The 20,286-nt window shown below is 51.7% G+C and carries 20 protein-coding genes and 1 tRNA gene; 3 read left to right on the forward strand and 18 right to left on the reverse strand.

Features of this window, described 5'->3' with window-relative positions; genetic code table 11:
- Both IC229_RS33120 and IC229_RS33125 read right to left on the reverse strand, forming a co-directional pair.
- The coding region (locus IC229_RS33120; RefSeq protein WP_190892985.1) for a hypothetical protein at nt 1–2,542 on the reverse strand (2,542 nt) is incomplete at its 3' end.
- A gap of 13 nt (nt 2,543–2,555) precedes the next feature.
- Nucleotides 2,556–4,019, reverse strand: coding sequence for a hypothetical protein (locus IC229_RS33125; protein ID WP_190892987.1), 1,464 nt, complete (start codon nt 4,017–4,019; stop codon nt 2,556–2,558).
- A 9-nt stretch (nt 4,020–4,028) separates the two neighbouring features.
- Between IC229_RS33125 and IC229_RS33130 the strand changes: the two genes are divergently transcribed.
- Entirely contained in the window at nt 4,029–4,499 is a 471-nt protein-coding gene (locus tag IC229_RS33130; protein WP_190892988.1) for a hypothetical protein, read from the forward strand.
- Here IC229_RS33130 and IC229_RS33135 read toward each other — a convergent pair.
- The 3 genes from IC229_RS33135 to IC229_RS33145 are packed head-to-tail and all read right to left on the reverse strand — an operon-like array spanning nt 4,487 to nt 9,784.
- Nucleotides 4,487–5,800, reverse strand: a complete 1,314-nt coding sequence (locus tag IC229_RS33135) for a hypothetical protein (protein ID WP_190892990.1) — start codon at nt 5,798–5,800, stop codon at nt 4,487–4,489. The genes IC229_RS33130 and IC229_RS33135 overlap by 13 nt on opposite strands.
- Before the next feature lie 3 nt (nt 5,801–5,803).
- Entirely contained in the window at nt 5,804–7,015 is a 1,212-nt protein-coding gene (locus IC229_RS33140) for a hypothetical protein (RefSeq protein WP_190892992.1), read from the reverse strand.
- A gap of 18 nt (nt 7,016–7,033) precedes the next feature.
- On the reverse strand, nt 7,034–9,784 hold the full coding sequence (locus IC229_RS33145; protein WP_190892993.1) for a hypothetical protein: 2,751 nt from the start codon (nt 9,782–9,784) through the stop codon (nt 7,034–7,036).
- 102 nt (nt 9,785–9,886) lie between these two features.
- Here IC229_RS33145 and IC229_RS33150 point away from each other — a divergent pair, with 102 nt between their 5' ends.
- Both IC229_RS33150 and IC229_RS33155 read left to right on the forward strand, forming a co-directional pair.
- Complete coding sequence (locus tag IC229_RS33150) at nt 9,887–10,120, forward strand: hypothetical protein (RefSeq protein WP_190892995.1); 234 nt, start codon at nt 9,887–9,889, stop codon at nt 10,118–10,120.
- Nucleotides 10,121–10,122: 2 nt separating this feature from the next.
- The gene (locus tag IC229_RS33155) at nt 10,123–10,476 is read left to right on the forward strand and encodes a hypothetical protein (protein ID WP_190892996.1); all 354 of its coding nucleotides are present in this window, start codon (nt 10,123–10,125) and stop codon (nt 10,474–10,476) included.
- Nucleotides 10,477–10,539: 63 nt separating this feature from the next.
- Here IC229_RS33155 and IC229_RS35580 read toward each other — a convergent pair whose 3' ends face one another.
- The 13 genes from IC229_RS35580 to IC229_RS33220 all read right to left on the reverse strand — a co-directional run bounded on the left by IC229_RS35580 (nt 10,540) and on the right by IC229_RS33220 (nt 20,235).
- Nucleotides 10,540–11,070, reverse strand: a complete 531-nt coding sequence (locus IC229_RS35580; protein WP_223834358.1) for an SHOCT domain-containing protein — start codon at nt 11,068–11,070, stop codon at nt 10,540–10,542.
- A gap of 48 nt (nt 11,071–11,118) precedes the next feature.
- Nucleotides 11,119–14,766 carry a tape measure protein gene (locus tag IC229_RS33165; RefSeq protein WP_190892998.1) on the reverse strand — a complete coding sequence of 1,216 codons (3,648 nt, stop codon included), beginning with the start codon at nt 14,764–14,766 and terminating at the stop codon, nt 11,119–11,121.
- A gap of 2 nt (nt 14,767–14,768) precedes the next feature.
- The gene (locus IC229_RS33170; protein WP_190892999.1) at nt 14,769–15,551 is read right to left on the reverse strand and encodes a hypothetical protein; all 783 of its coding nucleotides are present in this window, start codon (nt 15,549–15,551) and stop codon (nt 14,769–14,771) included.
- Between the two features lie 84 nt (nt 15,552–15,635).
- Entirely contained in the window at nt 15,636–15,884 is a 249-nt protein-coding gene (locus IC229_RS33175) for a hypothetical protein (RefSeq protein ID WP_190893001.1), read from the reverse strand.
- 38 nt (nt 15,885–15,922) lie between these two features.
- Nucleotides 15,923–16,375, reverse strand: coding sequence for a hypothetical protein (locus IC229_RS33180; protein ID WP_190893003.1), 453 nt, complete (start codon nt 16,373–16,375; stop codon nt 15,923–15,925).
- A gap of 194 nt (nt 16,376–16,569) precedes the next feature.
- Nucleotides 16,570–16,953, reverse strand: a complete 384-nt coding sequence (locus tag IC229_RS33185) for a hypothetical protein (protein WP_190893005.1) — start codon at nt 16,951–16,953, stop codon at nt 16,570–16,572.
- 178 nt (nt 16,954–17,131) lie between these two features.
- The gene (locus IC229_RS33190) at nt 17,132–17,704 is read right to left on the reverse strand and encodes a hypothetical protein (protein WP_190893007.1); all 573 of its coding nucleotides are present in this window, start codon (nt 17,702–17,704) and stop codon (nt 17,132–17,134) included.
- A complete protein-coding gene (locus IC229_RS33195) occupies nt 17,701–18,000 on the reverse strand; it encodes a hypothetical protein (protein WP_190893009.1) in 300 nt (99 codons plus the stop codon). The genes IC229_RS33190 and IC229_RS33195 overlap by 4 nt, the downstream gene beginning before the upstream one ends.
- On the reverse strand, nt 17,997–18,398 hold the full coding sequence (locus IC229_RS33200; RefSeq protein WP_190893010.1) for a hypothetical protein: 402 nt from the start codon (nt 18,396–18,398) through the stop codon (nt 17,997–17,999). The genes IC229_RS33195 and IC229_RS33200 overlap by 4 nt, the downstream gene beginning before the upstream one ends.
- A complete protein-coding gene (locus IC229_RS33205) occupies nt 18,398–18,634 on the reverse strand; it encodes a hypothetical protein (protein WP_190893012.1) in 237 nt (78 codons plus the stop codon). The genes IC229_RS33200 and IC229_RS33205 overlap by 1 nt, the downstream gene beginning before the upstream one ends.
- Nucleotides 18,622–19,743 carry a hypothetical protein gene (locus tag IC229_RS33210; RefSeq protein WP_190893013.1) on the reverse strand — a complete coding sequence of 374 codons (1,122 nt, stop codon included), beginning with the start codon at nt 19,741–19,743 and terminating at the stop codon, nt 18,622–18,624. The genes IC229_RS33205 and IC229_RS33210 overlap by 13 nt, the downstream gene beginning before the upstream one ends.
- Nucleotides 19,744–19,759: 16 nt before the next feature.
- Nucleotides 19,760–19,830: transfer RNA gene (locus IC229_RS33215), tRNA-Trp, on the reverse strand.
- A gap of 51 nt (nt 19,831–19,881) precedes the next feature.
- Nucleotides 19,882–20,235 carry a hypothetical protein gene (locus IC229_RS33220; protein ID WP_190893015.1) on the reverse strand — a complete coding sequence of 118 codons (354 nt, stop codon included), beginning with the start codon at nt 20,233–20,235 and terminating at the stop codon, nt 19,882–19,884.
- Between the last annotated feature and the right edge of the window lie 51 nt (nt 20,236–20,286).

The following is a 20,286-nucleotide window of genomic DNA, read 5'->3' on the forward strand; positions in this document are numbered from 1 at the left end:
AAGAGGTCGTCATGGGGACACTCAGGTACATACCGTTGTCATCGCCGGACACTTTAGCGTTGGTGAAGGTGTTCGGTATCCAGGTAAGCGTGGAACCAAACCCCCATTTGCCGTCCACGGTAACTTTAAACGGCGCGTTGTTAGCCATGCCCCCACTGGTGGTGCCCGCCGTGTTGGAGACCGCAAAGCGGAACTGTATCTCGCTCCCCGCAAAGTAGATAATCGCCCCCGGCCCGGTGGCTCTTCGCTGGAATCCTGTTCCGTTAAAGAAGATGTTTTCCCCGACAAAGGCACTGTTTAATGAAATGCTCTGCGCTTCCAGGCTGCCGACTTTTAGCTGCGATTCCGTGGTTTGATAACCCGTGCGAATAATATCCCCGCTAGCCGTAATGGCGCCCATCGTGGCAAGTCCCGACGCGGTTAATGTAAGCAAAGTTGGCGTGGTCAGTGTCGTGCTGACACCTGTTCCGGCGGTCGAGGAAATCTTTCCCGTAAGCGCAGTCGCTACGCCCGCTGAGTACGAAGTAAACGTACTGATGTCTAGCTTTCCCGATAGGGTTGAGGCTACACCTGCGGTATAGGAACTGTATGTACTGGCAGTTACTTTGTCGGCAATGAGCGTAACCGTTGCCGCTGAATAGGAAGTGAACGTGCTAATATCAAGCTTTGATGCCAACTGTGAACCAACAGAAGCCGTATAACTGCTATAAGTGCTGGCCGCTACTTTATCCGCAATCAATGACGCTGTAGTAGCCGAATACGTGGTATAGGTGGAGATGTCGAGTTTATTGCCGATTGCTGTGCTCACGCTGTTAATCTGACTCGTGTGCAGCGTGAGCGTATTGGTATGAGAAGTAATTGCGTTGGTGTTGTTGCTAATAGCAGTGTTCTGGCTTACATCCAGGGATTGCTGGGTAGTGGTATAGGAGTCAAAATTGGTCAGACTCACCGCACCCACCTGAGCCGCCGTGGTGGGAATGGTCGGCTTGTTTTTTAGCTCGGTTACGTAGTCGATCTGATCGGACGCCAGCCGGTATTTATGGCGAACATACCCCGGTGTTTCGACAGGTGCCTCATTGGGGAACATGTAATAGTTCATATCGAAAATCACGTAGTTATTGAACGCGTTGAGTCCAATGTCATAGGCAACACGCGGCTTGGTCGGGCTGGATACATACGTGACCGTATCGATGGGGTAGCCGGTGAAGGAGTTGCCCACCATCGTAATGGCCTGTATGGGTCCGTTGTTGATTAGATTAAGGGGTCTAAACTTAATGTCGTTGACAATATCGCCCTGCTTGCCGATCCGGTTGAAGGTGTTGCCCATGATGAGTGTAGCGCCCCCGTTCTGCTTGCTCGCGTCGAACTGACCCAGGATCATTTCAACCGTCGTTGGGCAGCGGTTGCCCTCAAAGTAATTGCCCAAAAGCGTTGTGGATACGGCCCCGTTGAAGCTGGTATACTGGTTACGAAAGGCGTTGCGGTAGGATTTGGTTACGTCATGTCCATTATTTAAAAACCGGCAGGTCTGAATGGTGTTGTTGCAGCCGTTTTCGATATAGAGCCCGTAGTTGCCGTTGGAGTTGAAGGCAGTGGAGGAAAACAAAATACCGTTAGGAGCCACGCCGTGCGAACTAAGGCCCGCAAACACGCCCTCATTGCCCCAGTCGAACACGCAGCCGTCTACTTTGCCTTCACCTGCATCGATCAGGTTCAGGTTGCGATTGAAAAAGCCAATGTGGATTCTGGATAGGCTAAAATTACTCTGCCAGTTCACCTCCAGTCCGGTACCTACTCTGGCGTTTACGTCAGCGGGGAAAATGCGAAAGTCGGATAACTCTACGTTATCGTCGCCCGTACCGTTGAGCTTAAACACCGTCGCGTTGCCGCCCAGCCAGCGAATGCCGCTGGTACTCATGCCGATGCCTTTCATCGAAAAGCGACGGCCACCCGTAAAAAGATAGCCCGTTCCGTTTGCCAGATTCACCACTATCGGTTGAGAACAGCCGTAATAGCTTCGCAGCAGTAGGGTTTTTCCTTTCCGGTTGCAGAACTGAGCCGCCTTCCTGAGCGCTACGTAATCATCGGTCAGCGAATCACCCACCGCACCAAACATTTCCGGCGTGTAGTAATCCTGCACAAACCGCTCGTACAGCAGGCCCGAAGGGAGCCCGGTTACGGGGGCCGTGCGCACATAGATCGCACTATCCGCCGGGGTGGTCGTATCGCCCGCCCGTAATATGAAAATACCCGATTGCAGGCCCTGACTCATGTTGATAGTGAGCGGGGCTTCACTGGAGGTAAGCGACAGGCTCCGCACGTCGGACATCGACTTGGTAATAGGCAGCCCGTTGGCTTTGGGGCTTATCAAAAACGGTGTTTCGACGCCCGATGCATTGCGGGTATACCATTTACCGTCGGTCTTCACGCCTAACTGAATCGTGCCGGAATTAATCGGCGTTTTGGGCGGGGCAATCGGAAACGTCTGCGCCATCGCCAGCGCAGGAAGCAGGAATAGAAGTATACTGGTTAGCTGTTTCATCTGGTGGGTTGTATTAAGCCTGAATTCTGCCCGCGTAGCCGGGTTTGCGTTCGGATAGCACGATGGTATTGATCGCCTCGTAAGTCTGACCCGAATCGCTCGACTTGACCACGAACTCGTGCAACTGGGCCTCGCAGCCGATGGATTTGACTTTGAAAATATTCCCGTTAAGCCCACTGGCAGAGACGCGGATCAGATCGGTTCTGGAATCATTGTAGCCCTGCGGGGAGCCGATCAGTATCCAGACCGTCCAGCCAATGCCGGGCAGAACTTTGTAACGTAACATCACGGCGGGTTTCTGGCCCGCGTTGATGGGGCCACCGTCGGCGTCGTTGTAGGCCACTACGCCACTATAGGCGCTGAATGAGCCGGCTTCGTTGAGCTTGACTTCCGGGTCTTCAATCAAAGAGGAGCCGGGGAAAAAGCCTTCCAGCGCCTGCATGTCCTTTCGGGCCTGAAGCAGCGCGGTGTAGGTGTGCAGCTCGTGGTTGAAACTGGCCCAGTCCGAGGAGTTCAGATCGCCCCGCACCCGGCTGTTGTTGTTGGAGGGGAATATGTGTAATCCGTTATTCTCGTCGTTACCCCCGAAGAACCGTGCCACCATGTAGGTGCTGTAGAAATCGTGCGGAGGCTGCCAGACCTTCGGGGAGTCGTTGAGTTCAGGGAAGGTGTTGAATAACTGTCCAAACGGAGCGCGAACACCCCGGGGGGCGTTGTTGACGTAACAGCACTCATCGGCCTCGTAGACGCATTCAGCCATACGAATCATGCCCCTGAGCGTGCGCTGGTTATGCAGCATCTTACCCCGTACCAGTTGCCAGAACGCCTTTTCCCGGCCCACTACGTGCGTGGGAAACATCTTGCTCCACAAATGCGGATAGTTCTGGGTGTGGGGCAGTTTGCTATTCCAGATGTCGTTATAATCCTGCTCCGATATATCGAAGCGGTTGTTGTAGAAGTAGCCCAATGTAGCGTCTTCGTGGTCGTACTGGTTGCCCGTCAGTACGTAGCTTTGTCCGTTCAGGGTAATGTTACCCGAGGAGGAGCCGCCGATGTTGGATACGTCACAATTGGCCGTGACCATGAACTGGCTCCCCATTTCGGCAAGGGCGCTGACCCGGGGGTTGCCCTGATAGGCGCAGGAACCGTAGATATGCACCAGCCCCGCATACCCTTTCTGTTTGATAACCTTATGCAGCAGTACCAGCCGGTTCGAGCGTCGAACGCCCTCTTCGGCATACTGAGCGCCGGGCTTGCTGAATAACTGCTCTACGGTACATTTAGGGCCAAATTCAGCTATCGCGGCGGATGACTCGAGTATAACTTCATGGTTCTTGCTGGATTCCCAGCTGGGCCAGTGGTTGCGGTTGCCGTAGTGAGTACGTTTCCAGTCGTTAGACGACTCGATGTTGGGAATGCATCGCCCCGCGTAGGGATCAGAGCCACCCGGTACTCCGCAGGCGGGTACGGCACTCATGAGCCAGTTATGGTACTCCGGCAAGCTGCGCTCGAAGTACAGCGCCCCTTCGTAGGGGCCGTGCAGGCCCGACTCGGTGAAGTAATAGAAGCCTTTGGAGGCAGGAAGCGACAGCTTTTCACTGTTGGAAAGCGTCCAGACGTTGAACATGTTGATGCCCTGCGCTTCGCGCTGCTCGGGAGTCAGGGGGCCGGGATTGAAGTCGATCGAGAGGCCAAATATGGTGGGGGGCGCGTAGGTCAGGTTGGTACCGAACTGGCCCAGGTTAGATTGCCGGGGTGGCTCCAGCGTGTACTTCGTCCGCTTCTGGCGTCCAAAACGGGCATTGGTCTTGCCCGATGGATTGGAAATCTCGGTATCGAAATTGCCGGTACCGGGCACCGACTCTTTATAATATTTGGTGCCGGTAACGTTTCCGCCCGAATCTCTGGTCTGCTCGGCTATGGCGCGAACTACTGTCATGGTGCTTATTCGTTGTAGGTGAACGTATCGCTGAGGTTGGTACCCGATTGGTCGCCGGTATTATTGCCGCCCCCGGTGATGGGGTAGACGGTTCTGCGGGGATAGGGCTGAGAGTCCTGTGGCATGCCGGGGCCAACCACAACCACCTGTGAGGGGTTGGTTTTGGCCCGGAAACTCTGGCGCTGATCGGGGAAGGCATCCAGCGTCCACTGGTAGCCTTTCGCGTCGCCAGTCAGCGGGGTATACATATCCGCCCATACCGGCGTGGAAGGCGACAGGCTGCCGTCACCATTGACAACCTGCAAGGCATACTGCGCCGTGTCGGGTGCCGATAGCTTCACCCATACATGTACGCGGTCGGGGTGAAGACTGCCCGGAGAGTCAATAACATACTCATGGTCCACTGCCGCCACCGTGATCGCCGTCCCCACCCCGCCATTGTTGTTGACGCTCGGCTGGGTATCCAATAGCGTCTGTTCAGCCAGTATCGCTGTTCCATTCCAGATGATCTTCAGGTATTTGGTGAGCGTGTTGTGCTGAATCTCCACCGCGTATTCGCCATTGGCAACCGGCAGCCAGGTGTGGTCGAAGTTATAGATCGTGCTGCCCACCGAGCGAAACTGCTGACGGGCCTCAAACTGCCGCGCATCGAAGCCCGCAGGTCCCGCTACAAAGCGCACTTTGGGCTTAGCGACACCCCCGATGGATTCGGGCCGGATCAGCAGCAGCAGCGAACGGTCGGAGGGCTGGGCAATCAGGTAGGCACCGATGGCGGGAGCCGAATCGGTTTCCAGCGTGAAGGATTTATCCGCCGACACCTTGCCGTCGCTCTGAAAGCCGTGCAGGGTAAAATTGATCGCATTCGGTACGTAATCGGCGGGTATGGTGCCGCGCAGGACCGGGTTGTCATTGGGTCTGGTCTGAATGCTCAGGAACGGCGGCAGTGAATTGTTGTCACCAAAACCCGTAATGGTCTTACCCGCTGCCGGGGTGAGAAAGCTAAAGCGAAGCTCCTCCTCGTAGAGCTGGCCTTTGATGAATTTTCGAAACGAAGCGGTGGTGTTCCAGACGGGTTTACCATCGTCACCGGGGACAGTTGGCTCATCCGGTGGGTCGGGTAAATCGCAATCCGTAGGCAGGTCGGACAGATTGCCCATGTAGCGTTCCAGTCCATCCCGAAGCGGCTCCTGAATATCCTCAAGATTCACCATTACGCCCTGTGGTAATATGTAATAGGCGTACAGCGTCCCTTGATCGGTTCCCGAAAGAACGGCTTCAGAGGCTAGACGATATACTTTTATTAAGCTGGGTGTTGACATGGCTTAGTCGTAAATGCGTCTGAGGTTTAGTTTACCGTTGAAATCGGTCGTAGCGGGACTGTCAGCCGTGACGGTGAAGGTCCACGGCGGGGAACTGGAGAAAACCACCGTCATGTAGTCCAGTGCATCTTTATTGTTGACACTATTGATGAGTCTGGGGAAGATGTGGCTACCGGCTACGTTGAGCGGATGCGGCTGTGGTACGCCCAGCTTTTCAGGGGTAATCGTAAAGTCCTTCTCGTCTTTTTGCGCTAATGGTGCATTGTAGCACAGTATTTCCAGCACCTTACGGGCGTCACCGGGAATAGGTGTCTTGCTGAGCTTTTCGTTGAATTTGGCAATCGGCTGGTAGGCAAACTGCGCATCGGTGAAATCGGCAATGGGCTGCAGCTTTAGCTCGTATTCACCCGTGACTGGATTCTGCTCGTACACCCCGACCAAGCGAACGGCCCGGCTTGGCAGTGGTGCCATATTGACGGCGAAGGTTTTTGTCAGGAGATTTCCGACCGGCATGTCAATATCCTGACCGGAAAAAAAGACCCTGCCGTCCTTGAAAACTTTAATGTAGTTGTTGCCTTCTACCTGAATCATGGCGGCTCCGTCCGGGGCCCGGCCAAAAAAGGTTAGAAAGGCGTCGTTGTTGATGTTTCGGATATAATCCCCGTTCTGGGTGAAGTCCGCCGGGTCGATGTAGTGGTTTTTATTGGTGTTGCTGCCGTAGAGACCAATGGACTTAAAGAAGTTTAATAGCTTCAGGTCTTCACCGATGATGCCAAGCTTGTCGACAACCTGTGCGCGCGTACCGTCGATAACGGATGCCTCCGTGAGGTCCAGCAGGTTTGTCGCCAGGTTAAGTGTCCCCCTGAAAAGCTCCAGTACATACGTGAGCGTGGCGGGCGTAATGGCCTTGTGCTGATCGGTGCCGTCCTGAGCTTCGGCGGCTGTAGCCAACCGAATAATCCCCTCCAGCAGTTCGGTTGCGGAATTGTATTCGACTGGATCGCCCCCGTTTTCGGGCGGAATTTCACTCTTTAGGGCGAGGTATTGCCCCAGATTGATGGTGAAGAGCGTGACATTATCCAGCCCCCTGAAGGTAACGAGTCCCGATGAGCTGAGCGTACCGGAAATTGACACCGAACTAGCCGTATCATTGTGTGCGCTACGGAAACCCGATTCCAGACTGTCAGTGGGAGCAATGCGCCGGGGCGTCGGCATGGGCGTAGTCGGGGGCTCTTACTGGAAAGTATCGAACGTGCATTGTTCGATCCAGTTGTCTACGTCGGCGGCATTTTCGAACGTGTTGAAAACGTAATCCGCGTAGAACGAGCAGCCCCTTTGCCCTTGTAATTCGCTTAAAGATAATGATTTTTTAAGTAGTGTCAATACGGCCTTCCCCGTCGCTACCGAAAACTGAATCTGGAGCGGAAAGCCCTTCACGTAACTATCCCCCTGCGTAAGCTTTATGTACCCGTAGTGCTTTGTCGCATCGGGATGAATGCCCTGGTAACAACTGCGCAGATAAAGCATCTGGTCAATCGTTAATGGCGCTTCGATTTTGATGGTTTCGGGCTGCCAGAGGGCACGTAGCGGATTGCGCAAATCGGCAACACTCAACGCATCACTGTGGCCGACCAGCCGCCGAATATCGATATTCTCGTCCCCTTCGGCGTTGTCGGCCAGCTGGGTTCGAAGACCAACGTTATTTTTGGCGAAGCTGCACGAAACAGGAAGACTTCCATTGGTATACACGTAACCGCCCGCGATGTAGCGGCTGTGGCGCAGAAAGTTGTAGCGGGGAGAGAGCCTGAGATTGTACGTGGTAGCCGGATCAACGACGCCCTCGACTACCGCAAAGTTTTCGTTGCGCTCGGCGGTATAAATGCCGTTGGAGTTGATCGACAGTGTAGCCTCTACGTTCTGCTCGGTCTGAATCGGGCGATCCAGCGTCAGCCACACTACCTTTACGCCAAACAGCTCACCACTGTCGACCGATACCGCCTGAAACAGTCCGTTGTTGAGGGCCGTACCTTCCACCAGGAACGTAATGCCTTTGGTGAGCCAGGAGGGCTGTGACGCGTAGGTCATAAACAGCGTGGCTTTCTGGGCAATCATGCCGAAGGTGACGAGCCGGGTTGCACTCGTATCGCCCGGTGTGAGTACACCGTAGCCGGTGGTGCAGATGATAAACGCATCATCATCATAGGTGGTCGAGTCCTGCGGTTTGTCGGAAAACTGAACCCGCCGGGTCATTTCCAGCGCGTAGCCCGAGGCAATCAGATCGGACACCTGATCGTAGGTGTCCCCTTCCCGCATGGGTAAGACGTATTCCTGGGTGGTATTGAATTCATCCAGCACCTGGGGGCCTTCGTCGGGAAACTTCGCGTAGCCGATTTTGGCTTTACTATAGAGATATTCCGGTGACGTACTGTCTTCGATAACCGTAAAACTGGTTAGCTCCAGCACCTGGGTATCACGGTACCAGTTGGCAATGGGCTCAATAACAACCTTATCCCCATCATCGGTGGGCAGGTAGCTCATGCCGATGGCATCGATGGCCTGCAAACTGGAAAGTTGTTTTTGCAGGCTCCCCTGCATGGGCTTACCCACGAAACCCCGCAAACTATAGCCATTGGTTTCCATGCGCCGACTCCCGCCCCCGGCTGCGGGCTGGTCGTCGCTTTCGGGTGAATAGTACGCACTCTGCACCGCATCTCCCCGGCCCGTCAGACACGCTACGTAGTGGCGAAGCACGTCAATGATGGGGTAGGCAGGCGTGAGCGAGGGCGGAGCGGTGGTGTTGGCAATGATACTGAGGGAAGAGGAAAATACGGTAGCCCGAACGTCGGTGCCTTTCCAGTTCTGCCTATCGGGGTTGATGGTCAGCGCGGAAAATATCCAGACCGGCGTATTTTTGGGTAAGTCCAGCGTAATGGGATAGCTCAATCGCGGGTACTGCCCTTTCATGCGTTTGGGCTGTAGCTGGCTTTGCAGATAGGCGGGGCCAATCATCGGCGTAGCCAGTTCGTAAATCGTTTCACCCACTACCATGCGCAGCACAAGCGAGAAGTCCACGATTTTCGGCGGAAACAGGGATATATCCCTACGCTGTAATCTCGCGTCGACCTGAAAATCAATATTGACATTGAACGTGTATTTCCCGTCCGTTTTGGTGAGCAAATGTGGTGTTTTGGTGCGTGGATCGTCGGTGGATATGGCTAGATATGAACCGTTAAAGGTCTGTACTTCACCCGGTGCGGCCCGTTCGGACTCAAACGGAAAGGTGATGTAAAACACCCGGTAAGCCACGTTCTGACCCGTTGGGAGCAGATCGCCCCCAAACAGGGGTGAGCCGCCTTCGTTATCAAAGCTCTGCCAGTCGGTGTCGGGTGGCTTGGGCGAGGTTTTTATCTCGGTGGTCTGTTTGATGCGCTGGGCGTGAAGCAGGAGTTGAGCCGGGGCGGGTGGACTTATCGCAATGGGCGTACCGGCAGCATCGTTAACCAGTGCCTTACGCTGATCCATACTGAGCATCACGTCCCATTTGGCCCGAATGTCGGGGTGCAGGCTCACGCGCTCGGCGGTGATGCTGAACTCGCCCCCCTTCAGGTTTCGCTTGGCAAAGTTGAGCCGCAGGTGTTGCAGTTCCAGGGAGCCAGTGGTATCCGAGAGTGACCAGGTGAGCCGCACGTCGACGTCCGGGCCTTCGGATTTGTAGGCGTTCTCTAAAAACGTAACGGCTTCCTCCTGCTGAAACTTCAAACTCATTTCTTCGCCCACGAACTCGAAATTTAAACCGTGCCAGGTCTTGTCCCGTTCCAGCGTCCATTCGGAGGCATCCCAGCCTAGCGGTTCGTGAATGACGAGCGTAGTGTCGGTGGAAATACGACGAAGCGTGAAGGTACTAACCGCATCGGAGAGCCGGTAGTCAGGAACGGCATTGCCGTGGAGAAGATCGGGCAGGAAAAACGGAGCGGGCAGAGCCATCTGCTGAAGAGAGGCAAATCGGACGCGCTGCCCCTTAGCGGTAAATGTCCTCAGCCTCTTTGAGTAGGGTAAAGATAAAGGAAAAGTTAGTAACTTGTGCCTATGGAATTTGTAACATGGATACCAACCCAGCACCGACCAAAAAGACGGAATGTAAAAGATGAACTACTAAGCCTATTGCATTTCGCGAATAAATTTGCCGCATCGGGTCAGGAGGAGGCTGTTTTCTTGCTGACCCTTCATCATAAAAAAAGGCAGGAACGGTTATTAGGCGGTAACTATAAGTTCTGGTATTCGGTGCTAAAGCGGTATTACGAAATCAAAGTCAAAGAATAATTATGCTCATCGCCCTCATCATCGGTGCCGTTATCGGCTACCTGTTCGCCCGCTCGCAAAACAAACCCGCTCCGGTTGTTCGCGACTACCGGCCCGAATACGAACAACTGCAACGGGATTTTGAGCAGTACCAGATTAAAGCAAAGGAACTGGTTGATAAAGCGGCTCAGCAGGTCGCAATCATGGAGGGTATATTACAGGAACGAGACAAGCAGGATGAGATTAAGCTAAAAGCGTTCCATGACATGAGTCAGATCGTTACCGATGCGGTAGAGGTCGCCAAAAACAGTACGCACGGAGAGCGGTATTATGACCTGCTGGCAAGGTATGAGAAGTTACTGGCTTTGCTAAACTAGAAAAACGCCAATCCTTGCGAACTGACGTTTTTCGTGCGAAGTACCCTAGCGGGTAGTGCAAATCTAGTTAAGTAATTTCTTTTTCTGTGATTCGTATTCGTCTTTCGTGATAGCTCCTGCATCCAATAGTTGCTTTAACTTTAGTAGTTCATCGGCAACGGAAGCAGTAGTGGCTGGTTTTGATTCTTGTTTCACAGGGCCAACTGGCTCATCGTTTATTGCTGTTACTTCTCCAAATTCAATAGCCGGAATAATTTCAATCATAGCATTCCTGCCCGCGCTCACAACAACATACGTTTTATTCCCGTAGCGTTTTGACTCCATTGTTCTGATGGCGTTGATTATTGCCGACCGACCCCGCCATGAATAAGGAAATGGACTTTCCTGCAAGCCTACTAAAACATTGGCTGGGTTTGTTATGTACTTAAAATCGCCGTTTGGTATTGTGCCGTTTCCAAAGTGTACCGTATCTCCCACATTGACATTTAGTCCATTAGGCAGTATTAGCGGACCTTTGATTTTAGTACCATAAAGGCCAGCCTGACCATAAACAACGCTACTTGAAAGGAATAGAAATAAGAACAGGTGTTTCATGTATCTAGTTTTTGTCGCAACGATACAAAAACTAAAAATCAGTTGCAACTAGTGCTTACTTCTCGGCAAACTTAGGTAGTTTTGTTTCCAGATACGATGCAGCTCTTTTTCGCGCAATGCCTGACGATACCCCTTGTCGTCCCAATAGTTTTCCTGAACGGGTTGTGAGCCAAATGCTTCCATTAGGTCAGCTTTGGTAATGCCACTATTTACAACAACAGGAGGCACGTACCTACTACCCCCCGGCGCGCTACGTACTTCACTGGCAATCTCCTGATTGGTCTGTAAGATTCGTTTCGTTTCTGCGTGGGTATAAACCCGGTCGTGTTTGTTGAGGTAGGCTATTTGCTTCTCAGCAGCCAGCCTATATTGCGACTTACCTCCCTTCTTGGATTCAATCAATTCATACCCACGTTCACCAACCCAGGCCGGGCCTTCAGGGGCATCACTAGTACCTTTGTAGAATTCGGGAATTGGTTTAGCCGACACGATTGCTGCTTGTACTGCTGCCAATGCGCCAATGGAAATAGCCAATGGTATAGCTAATGGTCCGCCTGTGGCTAATGTTTTAGCAATGGCCTGAGCCGATGACAGGGCAATGTTAAATATCGCCTGTGCCTTTTCGGCGGACGCCTGTTGTTTACGGATTTCCTTTGTTTTCTGAGCAAAGCGGGCTTCGATTTCCGCCTTTTTAGATTCAGAATCGCCCGCCAACTCTAACTCATGTTCTTTCTGTTTTTCAAGATTAGACAAATCCTGATCGCGGAACGCGTTAGACACATCAAAGAATCCGTTGATAGCCGCCGTTGCCACTTCGAAATAGTTTTGCTCCAGTTGCTTTTTGGCTTCAGCCACTTTTTTAGCATCCTCAATCTTTTTGCGGGCAACTTCTTCGGATCGGTTTTTATCTCGTTTGGCGTCGGCGTCGGCGCGGTCCTGCTCCGTTTTTTCAATAGCGATCTTTTCCAGTTGCAACGCTTCGGCAATCTGCGCTTCTGTTTTACCCTCGGCGCGTAACTGCTCAATTCGTTTTTTAATCAATTGCTCCTGCGTGTCGGCGGCAGCCAAAACAGCGCGTTGAATATCATCGAGGTATTGTAGTTTAAGATCGTGCTGACGTTTATCGCCCTCCATTTCGGTAATCTGACCTCTGGCTACCTGAAATTCAATATTACCCCTCGCTTCGTCGTAGGCTGTTTCTATCTGAGCCAAACGATCTTTTAAACCTGACTCGATGAACCGCCCGTCTGAGGTAATGGCATCTTTGGTGGCATTCAGGGCAACCTTAAAAGCATCCTCCTGTAGCTTGTTGCGCTTCTTGATGTAGTCCGTAGCAATGTCGTTTAACTCCTGCTGCGTCTGTGCGTATTCAGTGGTGTTCTCTTTCCCGGCATTTCTAAGTATTTCCTGCTCCCGCAAAACACCATCCTGTAAGATGGTCATGCGCTGGTTGATGTACTCCGCTTCCGACATAGCCCCCGATGCAAACGAAGTTTCCAGTCCCGATGTCTGAACGTTGGTGTTGGTTTTATTAGCGGCAAGGGCTTCGCGAAGTTTCTGCTCCGCTTCCTGTTCGGCCTTACGCTGGGCAGCTTCAGCTTCCCGCTTTTTACGCTCAGCATCGCGTTCCCGGTCTTTTTCATCACGTTTCGCGTCGGCGGCATCGGATTTGGCCTTTGCCTTATTGACGCCTTCCAGTACTTTTATATATTCTTTATTGGCGGCAATGTCTGCATTCAGGGAGTTGACTAAATCGGGCCGTTTTTTTACCAGTTCCTGATCCAGTTTAATCTGTTGCTGGTAGCGGGCAATCAGCGCATTGCGTTCGGCCAGTGACAGCTCTTCAGCGCGGGTTTTCAGGTCGGCTAGTTTTTTATCGTGAGCATCCTTGTTTTCGCGTTGCTCCTGGGCAATAGCATCGGCCCGGTCTTTTGCCTGTAGCTTGATATTTTCCCGATAGAGCTTATTGTATTCTTCCAAATTGGCTTTATAGCGCTCCATTGCTGCCTTTTTCTGAGCCGGTGTCTGTGCCAGAAAATCAGCTTCGTTTTTGGCACTTTCCGCCTGCTCTTTGAGCATATCCAGCTTTGCCTTACGCATACCGGCTGACATCTCCCTAAACGCCTGTAGTTGCTGTTCCTGGCTTAAAGCATCCGAACTACCAACCCCTGTAAAAATCGCTCCAGGGTTAAACAGGCGACCAAATGAATTAAAGAATGTAAGCCAGTCGCCATCTTTTACGGCCAGTCGCATAGCCGCCAGTGTGTCAGCGATCCCGTTTTTAATCTTAGCAAAAAAGCCGGTAATACCCGCCTGCTGGTTGAAAGTATCCAGCAATAGGCCCGTCTGGTTATCAAGTCGGGCGGTTGCGCCTGCCAGGCTCTCCACATTGGCGGTGGCCTGACCGGAAAACGTTTTCTCCAGTTGGTCGGCTACTTTAGGGAGTATATCAACGGCCAGCACTTCGCCGTTTTTGAGCATGTCGTTTAGCTCCATTGTGCTTACCCCAGCGGCATCAGCAAACAATTTGAACGCTCCCGGCATGGCGTCACCTAACTGTTGGCGCAATTCCTCAGCCCCAACCGTGCCTTTGGAAATCATCTGCTCCAGCGCCAGCAGTGCCTTTTCGGCTTTTTCAGCAGGCACTTTCAGTTCAGCGAGTCTAGTGACAAATGCCTTAAAAATGCGTTCGGCCTTCGCTCCCTCAAGAGCTGTTCCCTCGGTGCCTACTTTGATTCCCTTGTAGGCTTGAGCAAGGACAGTAAATCTAATTCCTAATTTATCGGCGGTAGATTCAAGGAATTGCTGCACCTGTCCCAGTTCGCGCGACCCATCCGTTACAGCTTTCAATCCCCCCCGTAGCTGCTCAAACTCGCCCATTTTTTCCAGCGCCTTGTCGCCAATCTCAATAACTTTGGTAAGGGCAAGACCCAACAACCCGAAGCTACCAATCAACCCCATTACTCCGCCACCGGCAAGTCCACTTAAGGCATTTTCATACTGACCAACTTTAAGCTGATGTTGCCCCATTGTGGCAGACATTTTCTTAAGCGAGGTATCGGCGGTGTTGATTTTGTTTGCCAGCAGGACAGCAGCGGCATTATTCTTATTGATTTTACCTGTATTGGAGTCAAAAGCGTTGTCCATTGCCTTTAACTCTTTACGGGCTTCGGCTAATTCGTGCTGGAGTTTATTGTACTGTCCGGTTATCTCTTTGGCGGCTGAGGTGGTGGTTTTAGTCACCTTAGCTAGTTTGTCCATTTGAGACTGCACATTGACCATCTCATCCGCAAGCTGTTTGGCTTTGGTCTTATTTCGCCCCGTACCCTGTTCAAGCTGCGCGTATTCAGCAATGAGTTTTTCGAGCCGGGTGGATAGCGTAGCCATAACAGCCTCATTCTGCTTTTGCGTCTGGGTTAGTAGCTGAGTAGCCTGATTCTGGTCTTTTACCTGCTGACTCAATCCAGCGGCCCGTTGGGCGTATTCCTGTAGCTGCTGATTGGAGTTGTTGCCCTGATTGGCCTTGAAGAGCGTGCCTAATTCTGACTTAAGCGCCACAGAGTTCTGTAGCATGGTCGCCAACAACTTATTTACGTCATCGGCAAACGCTTTCATGTCTACCCTCGACTCCGCAACGGCCTTTCTATAGCCGTCCAGATCGATCATGTCCTGGTACTCAATGCGCTGTTTTGCCATGATTAGTAAAGAGAGGTAGCGTAAGAGTTATCAATCAGCGCGAAGGTGCCGTTTTCCAGGTTACTGTTTTTGGCCTGAGAGGTTAAGAATTCCCGCGTGGTGTAGGATATACCGTTCAGCAGTATCGTGTCGTGCAGCAGCATCCACTGAATGCCTTCCAGCAAATCCGGGTCGGCGGGCGTGGTCTGAAATTTGACGAGTTTGTCCGCTGCAATGTTATAGTTACGCACAATGCCCGTACTAACTTCCCGGTAGCTGCTGGTTTCGACCGGATACTGGGGCGCTCCCACGCGAATCGCCCGAAAGCGAAAGCGGCACATATAGTCTGAATCCAGCCATGGATAGCGAACACCATGCACAGCCTTTCGGTGGTGCAACTCGGCCCGAATACTTACCTGTTTGGCTTCCTGCTGCTCAATCACCTCAATGGGTGCGGAGGTCCACGTGCGGGAACCCCATTCGATTTTCCAGTAGTACAGACCCGGCACAACATCGGGACACAGCATCGAGCCGAACGGATTGGAAACACCCAGTTCAATCTGATCGAAGCCTAAATCAGCGGACACCTCCGTGGCTACTCCACCCGTTCGGTATTCGACCAGCGTCACGGTGGGATCGTCCGCCACGACAGGACCGGGTGTTTTGAGGTTCATGTAGAACTGGGTCACTTCCCCGATATAGGTAATCAGCGCAGCCTTACGGCAATCGGAACGAAAGGTGGGGAGTGAGGTTGTATCGGGCGCGGTATTGTACCACGACAGCAGATTGGGGCGGTTGACTCGCATACAGAACGAGTGGGGCTATAGTGGTAGCATCGCAGCCCCTTTGCGAACAATACCCAGCCTCTTTGGATAAGGTAAAGATAGTAATTAATCCCGTTCCCGCTTCGCCTGTTTCTGATACTCTTCCAGACGGGCGTATAGCTCAAACTCACTAAGTTTCTTCGGATTACTCACCCCGCGTTCTTCCAGTGCCGAAAACAGGCTTTCCATTGCCTTTTTATCGCGCTCAGCCGCGTTTTCTTCGTCACCGGGCATAAGTACCATTGGCGCGGGTTGCTCAAACACAGCCCGTTGTACGGCTTCGAGCCGGGCCGCACTTTCGGGCGTATCCTCCAATCCATCCTGAATCAGCGCGTCGACGTAGTCTTTGTAACCTAGTTGTATATCCCCAGCAAAACGGGGGAAATAGCGTTGCCGCTCCGACGAAAGTTTTTTTTTACCTCTTCGATGATACCGGCAATGGTGCCCGATGGCAGTTGCAGGGGTTGCAGCAGGTTCTTGAGTCCATCGGGGGAAAAATCCGTAACCGCTACCCCGTCCACATCGTGCAGAATCGCACCAAAAGCCAGCTCGTCCGGTGCGTAGCCAATCCGAATGGCAGACAGGGAGAACAGCAGGTTTTGAAGCGCTACCTGAACGTCCTGCGTGCGGCTCTCTGCGTTTAGCTGCATGATACTACCAATGCGTTCCGAGAGTGCTTCGGGCGTACTGTCGAGTTCACTGGCTTCGATGAGGTAGCGGGTGAAGTAGCTACGACGTTCTGCCGGGAACTCGTCCAGATAGTAGTAGTAGCGCAGGGTGTGGTCGTTATGATTCAGGGTTTGCATTTAAAGCAACGAGAATATCCCGCTCATTAGAGATTTCAAAATTGTAATGACTAGTACATTCTGTGCTATGGTTCAACTCATAAACAATTGCAGACTGTGACACTGTGAATCTGGTGACAATGCGAGGTTTTTGTTCTGAGTCTGTTTTTAGATAGACTATGTCGCCAATATTGAATTCGTTATCAACTACCATGTCAGTTCATTATCAATCGGTTCTCTAGAATAAACAATTCTCTGTTGTCACAAGGAAAATACTCATCCCCTTCGGGCCAATCGATTGTCTCAACCACATACGCCATATCTGGGTAGTTTTGGCCTTGTTGCTTCCATCCTGTGAATTCAAATAGCCACCATGCGATTGACAGACTCTTAGCCAGTCCAGCCGACTTATGCCAGATTGGGAAATTATTCTCTTCGCCAAGTATGATGCCCGTTTTAATCATGATTCCGGTTGAATGATGACTGAACAAATGAAGGAGGAAAGGGTAGCGATGCAGATAGCCAAGATGAAGGAGAATAATAGTACTGTTCCTGCCATCCCAATTGTAAACGCTTTCAGGAATCCAGTTAAATGCCACACTAAAGCAAAATAAGACGGCCAGAAGCTAATACAGAAATAGCAGTCAGCCGGAGGCATCCATTTTGGTTTGTAAACTGCATACAAACTGAAAATACCCCACTTTTTCAAGACAAACATTATGCCTGACAGGAATAATGCCATGAAGCAAATCATTGGCATGAACTCGCGCAAGTGTTCTAACTGCATAGCGTCTCGGTTATAGTCAATTCTCCTTCAATGCGAATGCCTACGTGCGGGTAGAGCAAATACGTGTGATTCTGAAAATCGTAGTCCAGTTCCCGAAATACCCGCGTAGCGAGTTGATCTTCAATCGCCGTTGTTTTCCATGCGTAGTTGCGGCCTAATGCGAACAGGATTTTACGTTTCACCTCATCCTGACTCAGTTGCGCCTGCTCGGCATTGTACCAGCAAAGTAAAGCCAGCGGGTAGGTGGTCGTATAGGAGCCTGCCAGATAGCTTTGCCCCTCCTGCCATTCTTCGGGCCGTTCAACGCCAGTGGTGATAAAGAACAGCAAACCCGGCTCGTTTTCGTCGGGCACAACGGGAATATTCGTCTTGCCTTCCGAATTCCACCATAGCGGGAGTCGGCGCGGCTTGTCTTTGTCGATGGTAGCCAGTTTATCGACTCCTTTCACCTGTTCGACCCGGCACCGACCGTACAGCCGTGACAGAAACGGCAACTCGCCTGCCAGTGCGGTCAGCGTTGGCAGGAGTTTGTTGTCTAAGTCGGTGGAGGTGGTGTAGGTCATTTATGAGAATAGGCTTCTTGCCATTTAGAATCAGAGGGTTTCATTTGTGCCATGCGAATCACTAAATCAGCCAGTGCGTTTTCAGGCGAATCGTTAATAAAACCTGACCCATCTTTAATTCGTGGATCATCTGATCGCAAATAGGCTTTGAATTGGTTTTTGCCGTATAGTTCCAGTGTTGGCGTATCCCATACATAGAACATGGCAGTAGCCTTCATTAATTGACTCAATACCTGTTCAGGCTCAATGTCAATACCTAATTCAGTGAGTTTTTTTAGCCTATCTTCTGTAATCATAACTCCTGCTCTATTTCGCTAATCAGTTCGTCTTTTATCCACTCGCCAATAGCGGGCTTGTTTTCATCCGACACACCTAGAATAGCTTTACCGTATTTGGCGGTAAGCTTCTGAGTTTTACTGTCCGTTGCATCCACAACAAACCCGCCTGTTTGGGCGTCCACGTTAAAGGAGCCGCGAAAGGCTCCTGTGTCCAGCAGATCGACCGGACGAAGCCGACCTTTGTACTTTCGGCTGGCGTAAGAGCCCAAACTTCGCCCATCACTATCCAGCCCTTTATCTAACTGCTCCCTGTTAAACTCCGTGATTTCGTCTTCATGCCGTTCTACCGCTACCGTAGCGATTGATTCGACGGGAAGTGCGTACAATCGGTCAAGCTGGTCAAGGGCTGCGGTCATTAATAATCTCCGTTTTGAGCGTAAATCAATTCAGAATGTATTGAGGTGAGATTTACGGTTTTGGTCATGTTAACAGGTTCGCTTAGTCCATTTGAATCCAGATAATCCCGTATCAACTGCCAGCCCTCCGATTCACTATGGGCAATTACGACCACAACAGAGCCGATATAATGACCTTTGCCTTCGTGAACATAAAGGCGAGGTTCATCTTTCTTTGGATGACTCACCTGTTCCATAAAGTCGTTCGTCGAACCCGTCCCACATCCTGCGTATCGGGCAGACATTTACTGCTTAGGCCCGACAGATCAATATCCAGCGCATCGAGTAGTTTTTCCAGTTTCGGGCGTTCGGTGGTTTCCAGTGCGTACATCGCGTTTTGCTTCACCTGTTGCTCGACGGTGGTAATAAGTGGCGAGTAGGCCAGTTCATTCAAAAGCTTCACCACGGCCTGTTGCCGGATGGCTTCGGCTAGATTCAACTGCTGTTCAATCAGAATATCGCTAAAATCGCAACCAACGGAAATGTATAGGTTAATACCGTAGTTCTGCTCTTTGATTGTATCGAACGGATCACCGTCATTGTCCTGCCGAACGGCACTGATGCTATAGAACGGCTTCCATTTGCCCCATAACCGATTGTTTTCGGGCGAGCAGCCTCCACAGTTTATATCGCCAATACTTTTACTTCTACGAACTGCCTGAACACCTGATGGTAAATCAGCTTCATCATAGCCGATGTAGTACACGGTCGAACCTGCCAGGGTAATATTAACCGAAAGCCACTGCATACGGCCCGAATAGGTAGTGCTTACCGTATCGGCTAGCACTTTCTCGCCTGATTCGCCGGATATGATATATATGGGTAAATTCGTGACAGGTCCGGTGAATTGTAGTCCTAGCTTGGTGATCTGCAAGGCAAATTCGCGCTCCTGCATGGAAATGCGGAGCCCGACAAACCGGTTAGCGGGTTGAATCAAATCCGAAATACTGCCTTCGCCGTCGTAAAGGGGCGTTATTTTCAGGAGCCGCTTGGCTTCACCACGCAGGAGTTTACGGGTAACCACACCACTCACTACGGCTGCCACTGAATCGTCCAGCGTTTGGCGAATCAGGAACGATAGCGGGTCTTCATCGGCCATTGAATTGCCGTTCTCATCCTTCGGCGGAGCAAGCAGTGCCGCTTTTGTTAAGATTTGAGCCGTCAGCAATGGGTGCGCCTTATCCAGCCACAGACCTGACCTGGACTCGATCACATCCGACTCCAGGTCGCTTAGGTTCTGGTCATAGTGAGGCCGAAAGCCGACCAGGCCCCGCAGTGATTCAGTAACGTCGGTTACATTGTACATCAATAACCTTGTTTAGCACACCCGGAGAGATTCGAACTCCCATCAACGGTTTTGGAGACCGCCGTTCTACCCTTGAACTACAAGCGTGTGAAAAACCGGCACAGCATTGGGCTATGCCGGTAACTACTACTCCCTCCTCTACAAATTATCTTCCAGCCACTTCACGTTTAGTGAATCCTTAGTGGCTGTCGTGCTGGATACGCCGGTAATGGTGACGTTACCCGCCCGTCCTTCCCAGATGGTTTTGCCGGTGTATTTATTGACAATGGCAACGTTCGCACCTAGCGTGGTTTTACTCGCCACCGGCACAGCATCCCCTTTATTGAGTACCACTTTACGGCCCGTCGTGCCCGCCTGAACGTGAACCAGTACTTTGCCCGATACCGTTGTAGAAAACACGCGGGTGGCGGTTGGGATGGTCTGCTGGGCGAAGGCTCCAGCGCTAAGCAGGACTAGCACACCCAGCAACATAATAGCAATGTATTTTTTCATGTCTGTCTCTTTAGTTGTGTTTGAAAAAATCAGGGGTGGCTAGCCCCTGAT

It is taken from the genome of Spirosoma profusum (assembly GCF_014699005.1).
Taxonomy (GTDB): Bacteria; Bacteroidota; Bacteroidia; order Cytophagales; family Spirosomataceae; genus Spirosoma; species Spirosoma profusum.